17 protein-coding genes are annotated in these 13,697 nt (G+C 70.6%); 1 reads left to right on the forward strand and 16 read right to left on the reverse strand.

Translation table 11 applies throughout. From position 1 onward, the window contains the following. The 7 genes from trpA to hisI form a co-directional block, all read right to left on the reverse strand. The coding region (trpA, locus tag ACFQ36_RS14795) for a tryptophan synthase subunit alpha (protein ID WP_377014869.1) at positions 1–761 on the reverse strand (761 nt) is incomplete at its 3' end. After that, positions 758–2,083, reverse strand: coding sequence for a tryptophan synthase subunit beta (gene trpB / locus ACFQ36_RS14800; protein ID WP_377014871.1), 1,326 nt, complete (start codon positions 2,081–2,083; stop codon positions 758–760). The genes trpA and trpB, both read right to left, overlap by 4 nt. A 123-nt stretch (positions 2,084–2,206) precedes the next feature. Beyond that, complete coding sequence (gene trpC, locus ACFQ36_RS14805) at positions 2,207–3,025, reverse strand: indole-3-glycerol phosphate synthase TrpC (protein ID WP_377014873.1); 819 nt, start codon at positions 3,023–3,025, stop codon at positions 2,207–2,209. Between the two features lie 2 nt (positions 3,026–3,027). Continuing rightward, positions 3,028–3,303 carry an HGxxPAAW family protein gene (locus tag ACFQ36_RS14810; RefSeq protein ID WP_377014875.1) on the reverse strand — a complete coding sequence of 92 codons (276 nt, stop codon included), beginning with the start codon at positions 3,301–3,303 and terminating at the stop codon, positions 3,028–3,030. A gap of 93 nt (positions 3,304–3,396) precedes the next feature. Further along, complete coding sequence (locus tag ACFQ36_RS14815; protein ID WP_377014877.1) at positions 3,397–4,029, reverse strand: Trp biosynthesis-associated membrane protein; 633 nt, start codon at positions 4,027–4,029, stop codon at positions 3,397–3,399. Beyond that, positions 4,026–5,600: an anthranilate synthase component I gene (locus ACFQ36_RS14820; RefSeq protein WP_377014879.1), complete on the reverse strand. Its 1,575-nt coding sequence runs from the start codon at positions 5,598–5,600 to the stop codon at positions 4,026–4,028. The genes ACFQ36_RS14815 and ACFQ36_RS14820 overlap by 4 nt, the downstream gene beginning before the upstream one ends. Continuing rightward, the gene (gene hisI, locus ACFQ36_RS14825; protein ID WP_377014881.1) at positions 5,600–6,028 is read right to left on the reverse strand and encodes a phosphoribosyl-AMP cyclohydrolase; all 429 of its coding nucleotides are present in this window, start codon (positions 6,026–6,028) and stop codon (positions 5,600–5,602) included. Before hisI ends, ACFQ36_RS14820 begins: the two co-directional genes overlap by 1 nt. 82 nt (positions 6,029–6,110) lie before the next feature. Between hisI and ACFQ36_RS14830 the strand changes: the two genes are divergently transcribed. Further along, on the forward strand, positions 6,111–6,755 hold the full coding sequence (locus ACFQ36_RS14830) for a TIGR03085 family metal-binding protein (protein WP_377014899.1): 645 nt from the start codon (positions 6,111–6,113) through the stop codon (positions 6,753–6,755). Positions 6,756–7,126: 371 nt separating this feature from the next. Here ACFQ36_RS14830 and ACFQ36_RS14835 read toward each other — a convergent pair whose 3' ends face one another. The 9 genes from ACFQ36_RS14835 to ribD all read right to left on the reverse strand — a co-directional run bounded on the left by ACFQ36_RS14835 (position 7,127) and on the right by ribD (position 13,597). Further along, positions 7,127–7,597 (reverse strand): pyrimidine dimer DNA glycosylase/endonuclease V, encoded by a 471-nt coding sequence (locus ACFQ36_RS14835; RefSeq protein WP_377014883.1) that lies wholly within the window; start codon positions 7,595–7,597, stop codon positions 7,127–7,129. A 116-nt stretch (positions 7,598–7,713) separates the two neighbouring features. Beyond that, positions 7,714–8,484 (reverse strand): imidazole glycerol phosphate synthase subunit HisF, encoded by a 771-nt coding sequence (gene hisF / locus ACFQ36_RS14840; RefSeq protein WP_377014885.1) that lies wholly within the window; start codon positions 8,482–8,484, stop codon positions 7,714–7,716. Positions 8,485–8,498: 14 nt separating this feature from the next. Further along, positions 8,499–9,341, reverse strand: coding sequence for an ATP phosphoribosyltransferase (hisG, locus tag ACFQ36_RS14845; protein ID WP_377014887.1), 843 nt, complete (start codon positions 9,339–9,341; stop codon positions 8,499–8,501). A 109-nt stretch (positions 9,342–9,450) separates the two neighbouring features. Continuing rightward, positions 9,451–9,714 carry a phosphoribosyl-ATP diphosphatase gene (locus ACFQ36_RS14850; protein ID WP_377014889.1) on the reverse strand — a complete coding sequence of 88 codons (264 nt, stop codon included), beginning with the start codon at positions 9,712–9,714 and terminating at the stop codon, positions 9,451–9,453. Positions 9,715–10,005: 291 nt separating this feature from the next. Next, the gene (gene ribH, locus ACFQ36_RS14855; RefSeq protein WP_377014891.1) at positions 10,006–10,491 is read right to left on the reverse strand and encodes a 6,7-dimethyl-8-ribityllumazine synthase; all 486 of its coding nucleotides are present in this window, start codon (positions 10,489–10,491) and stop codon (positions 10,006–10,008) included. A gap of 49 nt (positions 10,492–10,540) precedes the next feature. Further along, positions 10,541–11,218: a GTP cyclohydrolase II gene (ribA, locus tag ACFQ36_RS14860; RefSeq protein ID WP_377014893.1), complete on the reverse strand. Its 678-nt coding sequence runs from the start codon at positions 11,216–11,218 to the stop codon at positions 10,541–10,543. Further along, positions 11,215–11,898, reverse strand: a complete 684-nt coding sequence (ribB, locus tag ACFQ36_RS14865) for a 3,4-dihydroxy-2-butanone-4-phosphate synthase (RefSeq protein WP_377014895.1) — start codon at positions 11,896–11,898, stop codon at positions 11,215–11,217. Before ribB ends, ribA begins: the two co-directional genes overlap by 4 nt. Beyond that, positions 11,895–12,563 (reverse strand): riboflavin synthase, encoded by a 669-nt coding sequence (locus ACFQ36_RS14870; RefSeq protein WP_377014897.1) that lies wholly within the window; start codon positions 12,561–12,563, stop codon positions 11,895–11,897. Before ACFQ36_RS14870 ends, ribB begins: the two co-directional genes overlap by 4 nt. Positions 12,564–12,565: 2 nt before the next feature. Beyond that, positions 12,566–13,597, reverse strand: a complete 1,032-nt coding sequence (gene ribD / locus ACFQ36_RS14875) for a bifunctional diaminohydroxyphosphoribosylaminopyrimidine deaminase/5-amino-6-(5-phosphoribosylamino)uracil reductase RibD (protein ID WP_377014901.1) — start codon at positions 13,595–13,597, stop codon at positions 12,566–12,568. Between the last annotated feature and the right edge of the window lie 100 nt (positions 13,598–13,697).

Here is a 13,697-nt window from a genome sequence, read left to right on the forward strand (position 1 = left end):
CCCACGGCGTCCACCCCGTGCGAGCCGAGCGCCGCCACGAGTGCGGTGCCCACGATGGCGCCCTCGGCATACTCGCCGATCTCGCGGACGTGCTCGGCCGTGGAGACCCCGAGGCCCACGCAGACGCGTTCGGCGCCGGCGGCGTGGGCCGACTCGACCACCCGCCGGGCGGCATCGCTGACGTTCTCGCGCGCCCCGGTGACACCCATGAGGGAAACCGCGTAGACAAAGCCGCGGCTGGCCTTCACCGTCAGCTGCATGCGCTCGGGGGACGTGGACGGGGCCACCAGGAACACCCGGTCGAGCCCGTACTTGTCCGAGGCCTCGAACCATTCGGCCGCCTCGTCCGGGATCAGGTCCGGGGTGATCAGCCCGGCTCCCCCGGCCTCGGCCAGGCGGCGGGAGAACTCGTCCACGCCCATGCGCATCACCGGGTTCCAGTAGGTCATCACCAGCACCGCAGCCTCGCAGCGCGCGGTGATCCCGGCGACGATGTCGAAGACCTGGCGGACCCGGAAGCCGTTCTTCAGCGCCTGCACGGTCGCAGCCTGGATGACCTGGCCGTCCATGACTGGGTCCGAATAGGGGATGCCGATTTCGATGACGTCCGCACCGTTTTCGACCAGCGCGACGGCGGCATCGATGGTGGCCTGCGCGTCCGGGAAACCGGCCGGCAGGTAGCCCACCAGGGCCGTGCGCCCGGCCTCCAGGGCCCGGTCGATGGCGGCGGCAGTCTTGCTCTTGATGGCGGTGGTGCTCACAGCTGCTCTCCTTCGGCGCCGATCTCCGCTTCCGGAGAGTTCTTGTCCAGCAGGTTGAACCATTCGGCGGCGGTGGCCACGTCCTTGTCCCCGCGCCCGGACAGGCTCACCACGATGATGACCTGCTCGGGGTGTTCCTTGCCCTCGGTCAGCCGCCGGCCCACGCGCAGCGCGCCGGCCAGGGCATGCGAGGATTCGATGGCCGGGATGATGCCTTCGGTCCGGCACAGCAGCCGGAAGGCGTCCATCGCCTCGGAGTCCGTGACCGGCTCGTAGCTGGCGCGGCCGATGTCGGCCAGGTAGGCGTGCTCCGGGCCGACGCCGGGATAGTCCAGGCCGGCGGAAATCGAATGCGACTCGACGGTCTGGCCGTCCTCGTCCTGCATCAGGTAGGACCGGGCACCGTGCAGCACGCCCGGGCGCCCGAGGGTGATGGTGGCCGCGTGCCGGCCGGTCTCGACGCCCTCGCCGCCGGCCTCGAAGCCGTACAGCCGGACCGAGCGGTCGTCCAGGAAGCCGTGGAAAATGCCGATGGCGTTGGAGCCGCCGCCGATGCAGGCGCAGACGGCATCCGGCAGCCGGCCGGCCTGTTCCAGGATCTGGGCGCGCGCCTCCTCGCCGATGACCTCGTGGAAGTAGCGGACCATGGCCGGGAACGGGTGCGCTCCGGCAGCAGTACCCAGCAGGTAGTGGGTGGTGTGCACATTGGCCACCCAGTCGCGCAGTGCCTCGTTGATGGCGTCCTTGAGCGTCTGCGAGCCGGCGGTCACCGGGACCACCGTGGCACCGAGCAGCTCCATCCGCGCCACGTTCAGGGCCTGGCGGCGGCAGTCCTCCGCCCCCATGTAGACCACGCATTCCATGCCCAGCAGGGCGGCGGCGGTGGCGCTGGCGACACCGTGCTGGCCGGCGCCGGTCTCGGCGATCAGCCGGGTCTTGCCCATCCGCTGGGCGAGCAGGGCCTGGCCGAGCACATTGTTGATCTTGTGCGAGCCGGTGTGGTTCAGGTCCTCGCGCTTGAGGAAAACCCGGGCACCGCCGGCATGCGCGCTGAAGCGCTTGGCCTCGGTCAGCAGCGAGGGCCGGCCGGAGTAGTTCCTGTTCAGGTCGGCCACCCGGGCGGTGAACTCCGGGTCCGCCTTGGCCTTGTCGAAGGTGTCCTCGAGCTCGTCGAGGGCGGCGATCAGGGATTCGGGCATCCAGCGGCCGCCGTAGTAGCCGAAGTACGGCCCGGGCGCATGCCGCAGGCTCCCCCCTGCGGCGAGGAATGCGTCGGCTGCGTCCGGCAGCGTGCCGGACGGCTTTTCGGGGCTCTGGGTCATGGCCGTTCCTGTCTTTCCTAACCGGGACCGGCAGCCCGCCCTGACCTGGGCACGCCCGCGATCCCTCTCATTCAATAGCGTCACCAGCTGGCTGCCCGGCAGGCAGCAGCTTGCCCGGCTGCTTCAGGCCCGTGCGGCAATGGCCGCGGCACCGGCCGCGGTGAAGTCCGCGATGGCCTGTCCGGGGGTATTGTCCCTGACCAGGGCCTCGCCCACCAGCACCGCGTTGGCGCCGTGGGCCGCGTAGTGCTCCACGTCGGCGGCGTCCCGGACCCCGGATTCGGCCACGACGACCGCGCCGGCCGGGATCCTGCCGGCGAGGGCGGCGAAAATGGACCGGTCCACGTCCAGGGTCTTGAGGTTGCGCACGTTGACCCCGATGATGCGGGCACCGACGGCGACGGCCCGGTCGATCTCCTCGGCGGTATGCGTCTCCACCAGGGCGTCCATGCCCAGCTTTTGGGCCAGGGCCAGGAAGGCGCGCAGCTGCTCATCGTCCAGCGCCGCGACAATCAGCAGGACCAGGTCCGCGCCGTGGGCGCGCGCTTCCCAGATCTGGTACTCGTCGACAACGAAGTCCTTGCGCAGCAGCGGGAGGTCCACCGCGGCGCGCACGGCGTCGAAATCCGCCAGCGAACCGTGGAAGCGCCGCTGTTCGGTCAGCACGCTGATCACGGCGGCCCCGCCCTGCTGGTAGCGGGCGGCCAGTTCGGCCGGATCCGCGATCTTAGCCAGGGCGCCCTTGGACGGGCTGCTGCGCTTGACCTCCGCGATCACCCGCAGCCGCCGCCGGGGCTCGTCCGCACCGCCGAGGGCGGCGTAGGCGTCCCGGGGCGCCGGGGCCTGTGCGGCGAGCTGCTTGAGCTCCTCCAGCGGCAGCTGCGCCCGGCGCTCCTCGAGGTCCTCGCGTACCCCGGCGATGATGTCGTCGAGAACGGTCACTCTCAGTGACCGCTCTTGTTCAGCTTGCTGCCGCCGACGCCGTAGCCGGCCTTGCGCATGATCCCGCCGACGATCAGGCCAATGACCATGATGCCGATCGAGCCCCAGAAGATCGCATTGCTGGCGAGGACGAAGCCCACGCCGGCCGCGACGGAACCGACCAGCATGATGAGCACGCAGGTCCAGGCCGCCGGGCTGTTGCCGTGGCCGACCGGCTCGGCGTGGATGTCGGCGGCGGTCTCGTCCCGCTGTGACTGGCTGGTGGTGATGTTGGCCATGGTAAATCTCCCTCGGATACGTTGCTTGTCTTTATTCTGCCATCGATCGGGCCGGGTTCCGGTCAGCATGACGCGCCGCCGCAGCCGGACACTCTAGTCCGTCGGGTCGTTGCCCCGGGTCAGCTGGTCCCAGCTGTCGATTTCGTCCACCGGACCGGAACGGTCCGCCGGGCTGCCGTCCGCCTTGCGGCCCTGAACCACGGCCCGGGAGGCGGCTCCGTATTTCCGGGCCGCCGGCCAATGCCGGCCCGCGGCCACAATCCATACCGCGCACAGCACCATCAGCACCCCGGCAGCGGCGGCCAGGGACGGGAAGACGGTCAGCCGGATGGCGGCGTCGCCTCCGATCATGCCGGTGGCCTTGCCGATGGCGGCCGAGGCCGCGGAGGCCGGGTCCGCAAGCATCGCGGCGCTGGTCCAGCCGAAGCCGGCACCGGCCAACGCCAGCAGCCCCGCCGTCACGGCCCGGGCCACCGGGCCGGCAATGGAGCTGGCCAGTGCCGCTGCCAGGCCCACCAGGGCAAACGCCGTCACGGAGGTGGCAGCATCGCTGCCCGCCACACTCAGGTCCGGTGTCTGCACCCCGCCCTGGGGCAGCTTCACGGTCAACCAGGTCTGGGTGGTGGTGGCGAAGGCGCCCAGCGAAACCAGGACCGCGGCCAGGACCACCGTGCCCTTGCGCCGCCAGGCCGGGATTCCCGGACGCACCGCGCCTGCGCGGCTCACGGGGCCGGTTCCTCGACGGCCAGGGCCGCCGGATCGGCCGGATGCAGCCGGGCGGCCAGGGCCACCGCGCGCAGCGGCGCCGCTGCCTTGTTCACCGTCTCCAGCGCCTCGGCTTCGAGCTGTGAGTCCGCCACGATGCCGCCGCCGGACTGCACGTAGGCCTTGCCGTTGCGCAGCAGGGCCGATCGGATGGCGATGGCCATGTCCATGTCCCCGGCAAAATCCAGGTAGCCGACCACGCCGCCGTAGATGCCGCGGCGGTGCGGCTCGAGCTCGTCCAGCAGCCGCAGCGCGCGGGGCTTGGGCGCACCCGAGAGCGTGCCGGCCGGGAAGGTGGCTGCCAGCACGTCGTAAGCCGTCTTGTCCGGGGAGAGCCGCCCGACCACCGTCGAGACCAGGTGCATGATGTGGCTGAACTTCTCCACCTCCATGAACTGGGTGACGTCCACCGTGCCCGGGTCGCAGACCTTGGAAATGTCGTTGCGGGCCAGGTCCACCAGCATCAGGTGCTCGGCGCGTTCCTTCTGGTCCGCCAGCAGCTCCTCGGCCAGCCCGCGGTCCTGTTCCACCGTCTTGCCGCGCGGGCGCGAACCGGCGATCGGGTGGGTGACCACCTCATCCCCGGTCACGGTGACAAGGGCCTCGGGCGAGGAGCCGACAATCGAGTACCCGTTGCCTGAGGCGTCCTCAAAGCTGAACAGGTACATGTACGGGCTCGGGTTCAGGTTCCGCAGCACCCGGTAGACGTCCAGTGCCGGTGCGGCGCAGTCCATTTCGAAGCGCCGGGAGATGACCACCTGGAACACCTCGCCGTCCACGATGGCTTCCTTGCCGCGCTCCACGGCCGCCTTGTAGCGGTCCTCGGCCCAGCGATGCGTCACGTCGGCCATCATGCCCGCCGTGTCCATTGCCGCGCCGTCGAGCACGGACACCTGCTGCGCCATGGGTACGGTGAGCTCGCCGAGCATCCGCCGGATGCGTGCGACGGCGTCCCGCCAGGCCTCGTCCACGCGCTCGTCGCTGCCGTTGAAGTTGATGGCATTGGCGATCAGCGTCACGGAGCCTTCGGCGTTGTCATGCACTGCCAGGTCCGTGACCAGGCACATGGCCAGCTCGGGCAGTTCCAGGTCATCCTCGGGCGGGCTGGTCAGCCGTTCCCAGTGGCGCACGGCCTCCCAGCCGACAAAGCCCACCAGTCCCGAGGTCAGCGGCGGCAGGCCCTCGAAGCGTTCGGTCCGCAGCGCCTCGACCGTGGCGCGCACGGCTTCGACCGGATTGCCGTCCGCCGGCACCCCGGCGGGCGGCTCGCCCAGCCAGTGCGCCTGGCCGTCGCGGGTGGTCAGGACGGCGCGGGAGTGCGTGCCGATGAACGAATAGCGCGACCAGACCCCGCCCACCGCGGCGGACTCGAGCAGGAAGGTTCCCGGCTGGCCGCCGCCGAGCTTGCGGTAGAGCGAAATCGGCGTCAGGTCGTCGGCGAGGACCTTGACCGTGACCGGAACCACGCGGTGGCCGGCCGCCAGCGCACGGAATTCCTCCAGGGTGGGGCTGATGACGCCGAACTCCTGCATCAGCGCACCCCCTCGGCGGCGGGCGCGGCGGAGCCGGCGACGGCGTCGAGCGGGCGGCCGTCGAAGCAGGTGCGGGTGCCGGTATGGCAGGCCGCCCCCACCTGGTCCACCTTGACCAGCAGGGCGTCGCCGTCGCAGTCCAGCGCCACCGACTTGACCCACTGGACGTGGCCGGAGGTATCTCCCTTGCGCCAGTACTGCTGCCGCGAGCGGGAGTAGAAGGTGACGCGGCCGGTGGTCAGCGTGCGCTGCAGTGCCTCGTCGTCCATCCAGCCGAGCATCAGCACCTCGCCGGTGTCGTGCTGCTGGACGATCGCGGCCACCAGGCCGGCGGCATCGCGCTTGAGCAGCGCGGCCACCTCGTCGGGCAGCGCGGTGGTACCGGCGGCGGCGGGCGCAGTTTCCTGGGGATCAGTTTGGGAGGACATCGCTACAAGTCTAGTCCGTCCCGGCCGCCCTCCTGCGCGCGTAGCAGGCGGAAGCAGCGGCTTCATGCTAGTTTCAGCATTGATGCATTTCGTAGACCCGTCCCGCGAAGTCCTGGCCGAAACGCTGCTGGCTGCCGGCCCGGGCTCCCCCACGCTCTGCGCCGGCTGGAACACCGAGGAACTGGCCGCGCATCTGTACCTGCGCGAGCACCGGCCCGCGGTGGCCCTGGGGATCGCCGTCAAGCCGCTGGCCCGGGTCTCCGCCAATGCGATCCGGAAGCTGGCAGGCAAGTCCCGCACCCCCGGCGCATACGCCGCCCTGGTGAAGTCCTTCCAGGCCGGGCCACCCCGGTTCAGCCCGATGCAGCTGAAGTCCGTGGACCGGGCGGCAAACCTGATCGAGTATTTCATCCACACCGAGGACGTGCGCCGGGCTTCCTCGCGCTGGGCCCCGCGCGCCCTGAACCAGGCCTACTCCGACGCCCTCTGGGATGAACTCGTCAAGCGGGCGGCCATCCTCTACCGCGGCGTGGACCTGGGCATCATCCTGGTCCGGCCCGACGGCCCGCGGCACGTGGCCAAGCGGGCGCCGGTGTCCGTGGCGATCGTCGGCGAACCCGGCGAACTGCTGATGCATGCCCACGGCAGGACCGGACACGCGCTGGTCACCTACGAGGGCCAGCCCGACGCCGTCGCCCTGCTGGAAAGCGCCGAGATCGGGCTCTAACCCCGCCGGCAAAAATTGGTCACCAGATGCTGCTTCCCGGCAGAATCCGGTTAGTAGAGGCCACCGCCGGACAAAAACCGGCCGGCCGCCGCGGCGTGCTGCGGCCCGCGCCGCCATCCGGTTCCGCCTGTGCCGGCCGCGAAGGCCATCAGATGCGCCATCCCAGGTCACAGGCCAGCGCCGGCACCAGTAGGGAGCGCACCACGAACGCCTTGGCAGCACGCCGAAGGCCGCGATAAGCGCTTGATATTTCGATGGCTTCGTCGGGAGGGGTTGGCGCGGGCGCAGGTCCAGTCGGAGGGTTCGGCGGCGTTGTACCGCCTGCCGCCGAACCCTCAGCGACCCCACCGCCGGGACCGGATCGCGGCGAACTAATGAAAATGACCGCCGGCCATGGACGGCTTTCCCTCTCCGGGGCGCTCCCAGCCGGCGACGGGCCCCTCGACGGCGGAAAACAGCGGATGCGTCTCCGGCCGCCGGACCGCGGCCCAGCGGCGGGCCGTTTCGGGGCTGCGGGCCTCGAGCTTGCGCATCAGATGCCCCCATTCGTAATCCAGCTGTCCGGTCTCCACGGTCAGGGCCGGTGGCTCGGCCGGCAGGCTGAGGATCCTGCTCCGGTCGAACCGGTAGCCGCGTTCATCCGCTTCGACGGCCAGGCCGGCCAGGTAGGCACCCACGGCGTGCAGCGGGTCCGGCTGGGCGCGGAACCGTTCCAGCTGGGGATGCCTGCGGTAGCCGCGTGTCCGCCCGGAGAGGACGGCCTGCGCCAGCAGCGCCTCCCGCCAGCAGGCGGTCAACGCCTGCCGGTCCAGATACCGCGGATGCACCGACCACAGCCTCATGATCATCAACCCTAACGCGTGCGCCTACGTCTGCGGCCCCATCCGGCTCCGCAGCGCGGCGACGGCGGGGCCTGCTCCGGCAGGGCTCGAGGACCCTTGCGGAAGGGCCCCGATCCCTAGCGGACCGGGTACCCGGCCTCCTGGATGGCCTTCTTGACCTGGGCGATCGCGTCGTCCGGTCCGAAGTGGAACACGGAGGCGGCCAGTACCGCATCGGCCCCCGCGGCCACAGCCGGCGGGAAGTGCTCGGGCTTGCCGGCCCCGCCGGAGGCAATCAGCGGCACCTTCACCGCCGCGCGCACCGCACGGATCATCTCCAGGTCGAAGCCGTCCTTGGTGCCGTCCGCGTCAATGGAGTTGAGCAGGATCTCGCCCACGCCGCGGTCCGCGGCCTCCCGCGCCCAGTTCACGGCGTCGATGCCGGTCCCCCTGCGGCCGCCGTGGGTGGTGACCTCGAAGCCGGAGGGGACGTTGGCATCGGGTGCACGGCGGGCGTCCAGGGACAGCACCAGCACCTGGGAACCGAAGTGCCGGGTGATCTCGTCGATCACCTCCGGACGGGCCACCGCGGCGGTGTTGATCGCCGCCTTGTCCGCCCCGTAGCGCAGCAGCTTGTCCACGTCCGCCACCTCGCGCACGCCGCCGCCGACGGTGAGCGGGATGAAGACTTCTTCCGCAGTCCGGGCGACCACGTCGAAGGTGGTCTCGCGGTTGCCTGAGGAGGCCGTCACGTCCAGGAAGGTCAGTTCGTCCGCGCCGGCGCGGTCATAGCGGTGGGCCAGTTCCACCGGGTCCCCCGCATCGCGCAGGCCCTCGAAATTGATGCCCTTGACCACCCGGCCGGCGTCGACGTCCAGGCAGGGAATAACACGGATTGCAACGCTCATGTTCGGCTCCCGGGTCAGATGCGGCAGGCGTGGATCGGGCTGACCAGGATGGCGCGTGCGCCCAGGTCGTACAGCTCGTCCATGATGCGGTTGGTCTCATTCCGTTTGACCATCGAGCGGACGGCCACCCAGTCGGTATCGCGCAGCGGGGAAACCGTCGGGGATTCCAGGCCGGGCGTCAAAGCAGCGGCCTCCTCCACCAGCTCCTTGCGCACGTCGTAGTCCATCATCACGTATTCGCGGGCCACGATCACCCCGCGCAGCCGGCGGATCAGCACGTCCAGGCCTGCGGGGGCCTGGCCTGAGCGGCCGATCAGCACGGCCTCGGACGTCAGGATCGGCTCGCCAAAGACCTCCATGCCGGCGGCCCTGAGCGTGCTGCCGGTTTCCACCACGTCCGCGATGGCGTCCGCGACCCCCAGCCGCACCGAGGATTCGACGGCGCCATCCAGCCGGACCACCCTGGCCTCGACGCCGCGCTCGGCCAGGTAGGAGCGCAGCAGGCCGTCATAGCTGGTGGCCAGCCGGCGGCCCTGCAACTGCTTGACGTCGGAAAACTCGCCCACAGGCCCGGCGAAGCGGAAGGTGGAGGCGCCGAAGCCCAGGGTCAGCAACTCCTCGGCCTCGACCTGGGCGTCCAGGAACAGGTCCCGGCCGGTAATGCCCACATCCAGTGTGCCGGTTCCCACATAGACGGCGATATCGCGGGGGCGGAGGTAAAAGAACTCGATGTCGTTGTCCGGATCCACCATGACCAGTTCGCGGCTGTCGCGACGCTGGCGGTAGCCGGCCTCGGAGAGCATGTCGGAGGCGGCTTCGGACAGGGAACCTTTGTTGGGAACTGCTACGCGGAGCATCGGAAGACTTTCTGCAGAAGGATCGGCCGGTTCGCGGCCGAAGGCCAGGACTGGGCTGAGGCGGAACGCCGCCTGACCCGTCCGGGCCGGACGGGTCAGGCGCGCACCGCTAAAGATGCTTGTAGACGTCTTCCAGGCTCAGGCCCTTGGCCAGCATCAGCACCTGCAAATGGTAGAGCAGCTGGGAAATTTCCTCCGCCGCGGCCTCGTCGGACTCGTACTCCGCCGCCATCCAGACCTCGGCGGCTTCTTCGACAACCTTCTTCCCGATGCCGTGGATACCCGAGTCCAGCTCGGCGACGGTACGGGAGCCGGTGGGACGCTGCTGCGCCTTCTCGCTCAGCTCGGCAAAGAGGGTATCGAAGGATTTCACGAACTCAAGGTTACGTCAGCAGGCAGCCGCGGCCCCAAACGCCGCCCGGCTATGTGACGAACGCCTCCGGCAGGAGAATCCACGGCCCCGGAACCCCCGGCAAAAAATTGGTTAGCAGATGTCCTCGCTTTGAGGAAACCGGTCAGCAGATGCTGCCCGGACGAAAAACTGGCCCTGCAGCATGACCAGGATTTTTCCAAACGGAACATCTGCCGGCCACCTTCTGCCCGAGGGGGACATCTGCTGACCAATTTTTCCCACCGGGGTGGTCTGAACCTGCAGCGGGAAGGTTCAGACGCCGAGCCCGCGCAGGGTCGCGGCGGTGGCCAGGGCGGCGGTGACCGCCTCATGGCCCTTGTCCTCGGAGGAGCCGGCCAGGCCGGCCCGGTCCAGGCCCTGCTCCTCGGTGTCGCAGGTGAGCACACCGAAGCCGACGGGCTTGCCGGTGGCCACGCTGACGCTGGTGAGCCCGCTGGTCGCCGCATCGCAGACGTAGTCGAAATGCGGCGTGCCGCCGCGGATGACGACACCGAGGGCCACCACGGCGTCGTAGTGCGGTGCCAGCCGGGCCGCGGCGACCGGCAGTTCGAAGGCTCCGGGAACCCGGACCAGCGCCGGCTCCGCGATGCCCGCTTCGGCGGCGCCGCGCAGCGCGCCGGCCACCAGGCCGTCCATGATCGTGGTGTGCCAACTGGCGGCGACGATCGCCAGCTTCAGGTCCGCGCCGCCGGTCCTCAGGGTGGAGATGTCGATGGCAGGTGCGCCGTGACCGCTCATGAGTAATGTCCTTCTTTCGTGGTTGGCGTGGGGCCCAGGGCCCCACTCGTCAGCTCTGCGTGACCGGGTTGTCTTCGAGCAGGGACAACCGGTGGTCCATGCGGTCACGCTTGGTCTGCAAATAGCGCCGGTTGTGCTCGCGCGAGGGCACCTCGGAGGAGACCATTTCGGTGACCGTGATGCCCAGGCCCGCCAGCATGTCGCGCTTGGCCGGGTTGTTGCTCAGCAGCCGGATCACTCCCAGCCCCATCGCCTGCAGGATGGCCGCCGCGGCGCCGTAGTCCCGTGCGTCCACCGGCAGGCCAAGCTGCTCGTTGGCCTCCACGGTGTCTGCGCCGGCCTCCTGCAGCGCATAGGCCCGGATCTTGTTGGCCAGCCCGATTCCCCGGCCTTCCTGGCCGCGCAGGTACAGCACGGTGCCGCCCTGCTCCGCAATCAGGGCCAGCGCCTGGTCCAGCTGTTCTCCGCAGTCGCAGCGGTAGGAACCGAACACGTCTCCGGTCAGGCACTCCGAGTGCAGGCGCACCAGCGGAGCCTGCGCCCACGGCACCGGTGAGGTAATGCTCAGGTGTTCCACCCCGGTGGCCGCGTCCGTCCAAGCGCGTGCGGTGAAGACGCCGAAGGCCGTCGGCAATTGGACCGCGGGCCCGCCGGAGACCGGCGCGACGGCGGTGTCCGCCTGCTGCAGCCCGCCGTCGTTTCCGCGGCCGGTGGCAATGCCGCTCATGCCGCTCCCTCCGAGCCCGCCGCTGCGGCGATCCCGTCCGGCTCCGCGGAGCCGGCGGACATGTAGGCGACCAGGTCCTCGATGGAGACCAGCGGGCAGCCGTACTCGTCGGCGAAGGCCCGCAGCGCCGGCAGGCGCATCATGTCGCCGTCGTCGTGCACCAGTTCGGCGATCACGGCCACCGGGGCGCGCCCGCCCAGCCGGCACAGGTCCACCGAGGCCTCGGTATGGCCGCGGCGTTCCTGCACTCCGCCGTCGACGGCGCGCAGCGGGAAGATGTGCCCCGGACGGGTGAAGTCCGCGGCGGTGCTCTTCGGGGAGGCCAGCAGGGACGCGGTGCGCGCCCGGTCCGCGGCGCTGATCCCGGTGCTGACACCGGTGGCCGCGTCGCAGGAGACGGTGTAGGCGGTGCCCTTGGCGTCCTGGTTCTCCTCCACCATCGGCGGCAGGCCAAGCTGGTCCGCACGGCTGCCCGGCATCGGGATGCAGATCACCCCGGAGGTGTGCCGGACGGTCCAGCCCATCAGGGCCGGGGTGGCGGCGTCGGCGGCGAAAATGATGTCGCCCTCGTTCTCGCGGTCCTCGTCGTCGACGACCACCACGGGACGGCCGGCGGCGATGGCGGAGATGGCCGCGTCGATGGCGTCCAGCCGGATGTCCGGTTCGACGGCGGCGCTCATCGGGCACCTCCCTCGGCCGCGGCAGCGGTTGCGGCCGTTCCTGCTGCATTGCCGGCGAATGCGAGCAGGCGCTCCGCGTACTTGGCCAGCACGTCGACCTCCAGGTTCACCTTGTCCCCGACCTGCTTGGCGCCCAGGCCGGTTTCGGCCAGCGTGGTCGGGATCAGCCCAACCTCGAACCAGGCCTGTCCGGCGGTGCCCGCCGGGCTGACCGCGGTCACGGTCAGTGAAACGCCGTCCACGGCGATGGAGCCCTTTTCGGCGATGTAGCGGGCCAGCGCCGGCGGGACCGCGAAACGCAGCCGTTCCCACTCGCCCCGGTCTTCGCGCTCGAGCAGGCTGCCGACGCCGTCGACGTGCCCCTGCACCACGTGCCCGTCCAGCCGCCCGCCGGCCGGAACGCAGCGCTCAAGGTTCACGTCCATGCCCTCGGCCAGCTCGCCGGTAGTGGTGCGGACCAGGGTCTCGCCCATCACGTCCACGCTCACATGCTCGCCGTCGACGGCCACCGCGGTCAGGCACACCCCGTTGACGGCGATGGAGCCGCCCAGGTCCAGGTCCTTGCCGGTGGCCGGTGCGCTGAAGGTCAGCACCGCCGAGTCGGTTTCGGGACGCAGCACGAGCGAATCCACCCTGCCGCGTTCGGTGATAATTCCGGTAAACATCCTCATGGCCTTTCGTTGTGCCGGTCAAACGGCAGGGGTTCAAGGGTCAGGCGCAGGTCTGCGCCCAGGGTCCGGACGGGACTGGCCGCGTCCCAGCGCCAGCGGGAGGCATCCGCCAGGGTGGATATGCCCAGGCCGCCGGTGGAACGGGTGCCGGACCCGAGCATCAGCGGTGCCAGGTACAGCACCAGCTCGTCCACCAGGTCCGCGGCGAGGAAGGCTCCGGCCACGGTGGCCCCGCCCTCGATCATCACGTGGCCGGCGCCGCGGGCGGCCAGCTCGCCGAGCACGGCGGCCGGGTCGTGAAGGCCCAGCTGCAGGAACCGGGCGTCGGTGCCGCGTACCGCCGCTTCCGCGGGCACCTCGCGCCGGCCCAGCACCACGCGCAGCGGCTGGCGTTCGAGTTCCCGGCCGTCTGCGTCCCGTGCGGTCAGCTTTGGATCGTCCGCCAGCACCGTCCCGGTGCCGGCCACGATGGCGTCCACGCGCGCCCGGATTCCGTGGCTGTCCAGCCGGGCGGCCTCGCCGGTGATCCACTGGCTGGTCCCGTCCGCGGCGGCGATCAGCCCGTCCAGGGTCTGTGCAATGTGCAGGGTGGTGAAGGGCCGGCCCTCGGCCCTGGCCCGGAACCACCGCTGGTTCAGGTCCAGGGCCTGCTCCGCGAACAGGCCGCCGCGCACCGCCACGCCGGCATCGCGCAGATAGCGGGCCCCGCCTGCGGCTTCGGCGGTCGGGTCCGGTGCCGCGTAGACCACCGAACCGATACCGGCCTCGGCAATGGCCGCCGCGCAGGGGCCGGTGCGGCCGTGGTGGTTGCAGGGTTCCAGGGTGACCACCATGGTGCAGGCGGACAGGTCCGGCAGGGATTCCTTCTGCCGCAGCACGGCCAAGGCATCCACCTCCGCGTGCGGGGTACCCGCGCCGCGGTGGTAACCCACGCCGAGCAGCTCTCCGGACGGATCCAGGATGGCGGCGCCCACCAGCGGATTGGCGCCCCGCGGACCCTGCCGGGCGGCCGCCAGGGCCGCCTCCATGGCACGGGTTTCGGCCGGGGAAAACACCGGGGAGGACGCGGCCAATGTCACGGGGGCGCTCACCGCGCGGCTCCGCTGCGGGCCGGGACCGGATCGGCCC

This window comes from Arthrobacter sp. GCM10027362, from assembly GCF_042679445.1.
Taxonomy (GTDB): Bacteria; Actinomycetota; Actinomycetes; order Actinomycetales; family Micrococcaceae; genus Crystallibacter.

What these genes read in the sequence shown, in the direction of transcription:
- hisG (WP_377014887.1), bottom strand. Translation starts at nt 9,341, where the DNA reads ATGCTCCGCGTAGCAGTTCCCAACAAAGGTTCCCTGTCCGAAGCCGCC.
- ACFQ36_RS14830 (WP_377014899.1), top strand. Translation starts at nt 6,111, where the DNA reads ATGCATTTCGTAGACCCGTCCCGCGAAGTCCTGGCCGAAACGCTGCTG.
- ribD (WP_377014901.1), bottom strand. Translation starts at nt 13,597, where the DNA reads ATGGAGGCGGCCCTGGCGGCCGCCCGGCAGGGTCCGCGGGGCGCCAAT.
- ACFQ36_RS14820 (WP_377014879.1), bottom strand. Translation starts at nt 5,600, where the DNA reads ATGCAGGAGTTCGGCGTCATCAGCCCCACCCTGGAGGAATTCCGTGCG.
- ACFQ36_RS14870 (WP_377014897.1), bottom strand. Translation starts at nt 12,563, where the DNA reads ATGTTTACCGGAATTATCACCGAACGCGGCAGGGTGGATTCGCTCGTG.
- ACFQ36_RS14835 (WP_377014883.1), bottom strand. Translation starts at nt 7,597, where the DNA reads ATGAGGCTGTGGTCGGTGCATCCGCGGTATCTGGACCGGCAGGCGTTG.
- ACFQ36_RS14810 (WP_377014875.1), bottom strand. Translation starts at nt 3,303, where the DNA reads ATGGCCAACATCACCACCAGCCAGTCACAGCGGGACGAGACCGCCGCC.
- ribA (WP_377014893.1), bottom strand. Translation starts at nt 11,218, where the DNA reads ATGAGCGGCATTGCCACCGGCCGCGGAAACGACGGCGGGCTGCAGCAG.
- trpB (WP_377014871.1), bottom strand. Translation starts at nt 2,083, where the DNA reads ATGACCCAGAGCCCCGAAAAGCCGTCCGGCACGCTGCCGGACGCAGCC.
- ribH (WP_377014891.1), bottom strand. Translation starts at nt 10,491, where the DNA reads ATGAGCGGTCACGGCGCACCTGCCATCGACATCTCCACCCTGAGGACC.
- hisF (WP_377014885.1), bottom strand. Translation starts at nt 8,484, where the DNA reads ATGAGCGTTGCAATCCGTGTTATTCCCTGCCTGGACGTCGACGCCGGC.
- ribB (WP_377014895.1), bottom strand. Translation starts at nt 11,898, where the DNA reads ATGAGCGCCGCCGTCGAACCGGACATCCGGCTGGACGCCATCGACGCG.
- hisI (WP_377014881.1), bottom strand. Translation starts at nt 6,028, where the DNA reads ATGTCCTCCCAAACTGATCCCCAGGAAACTGCGCCCGCCGCCGCCGGT.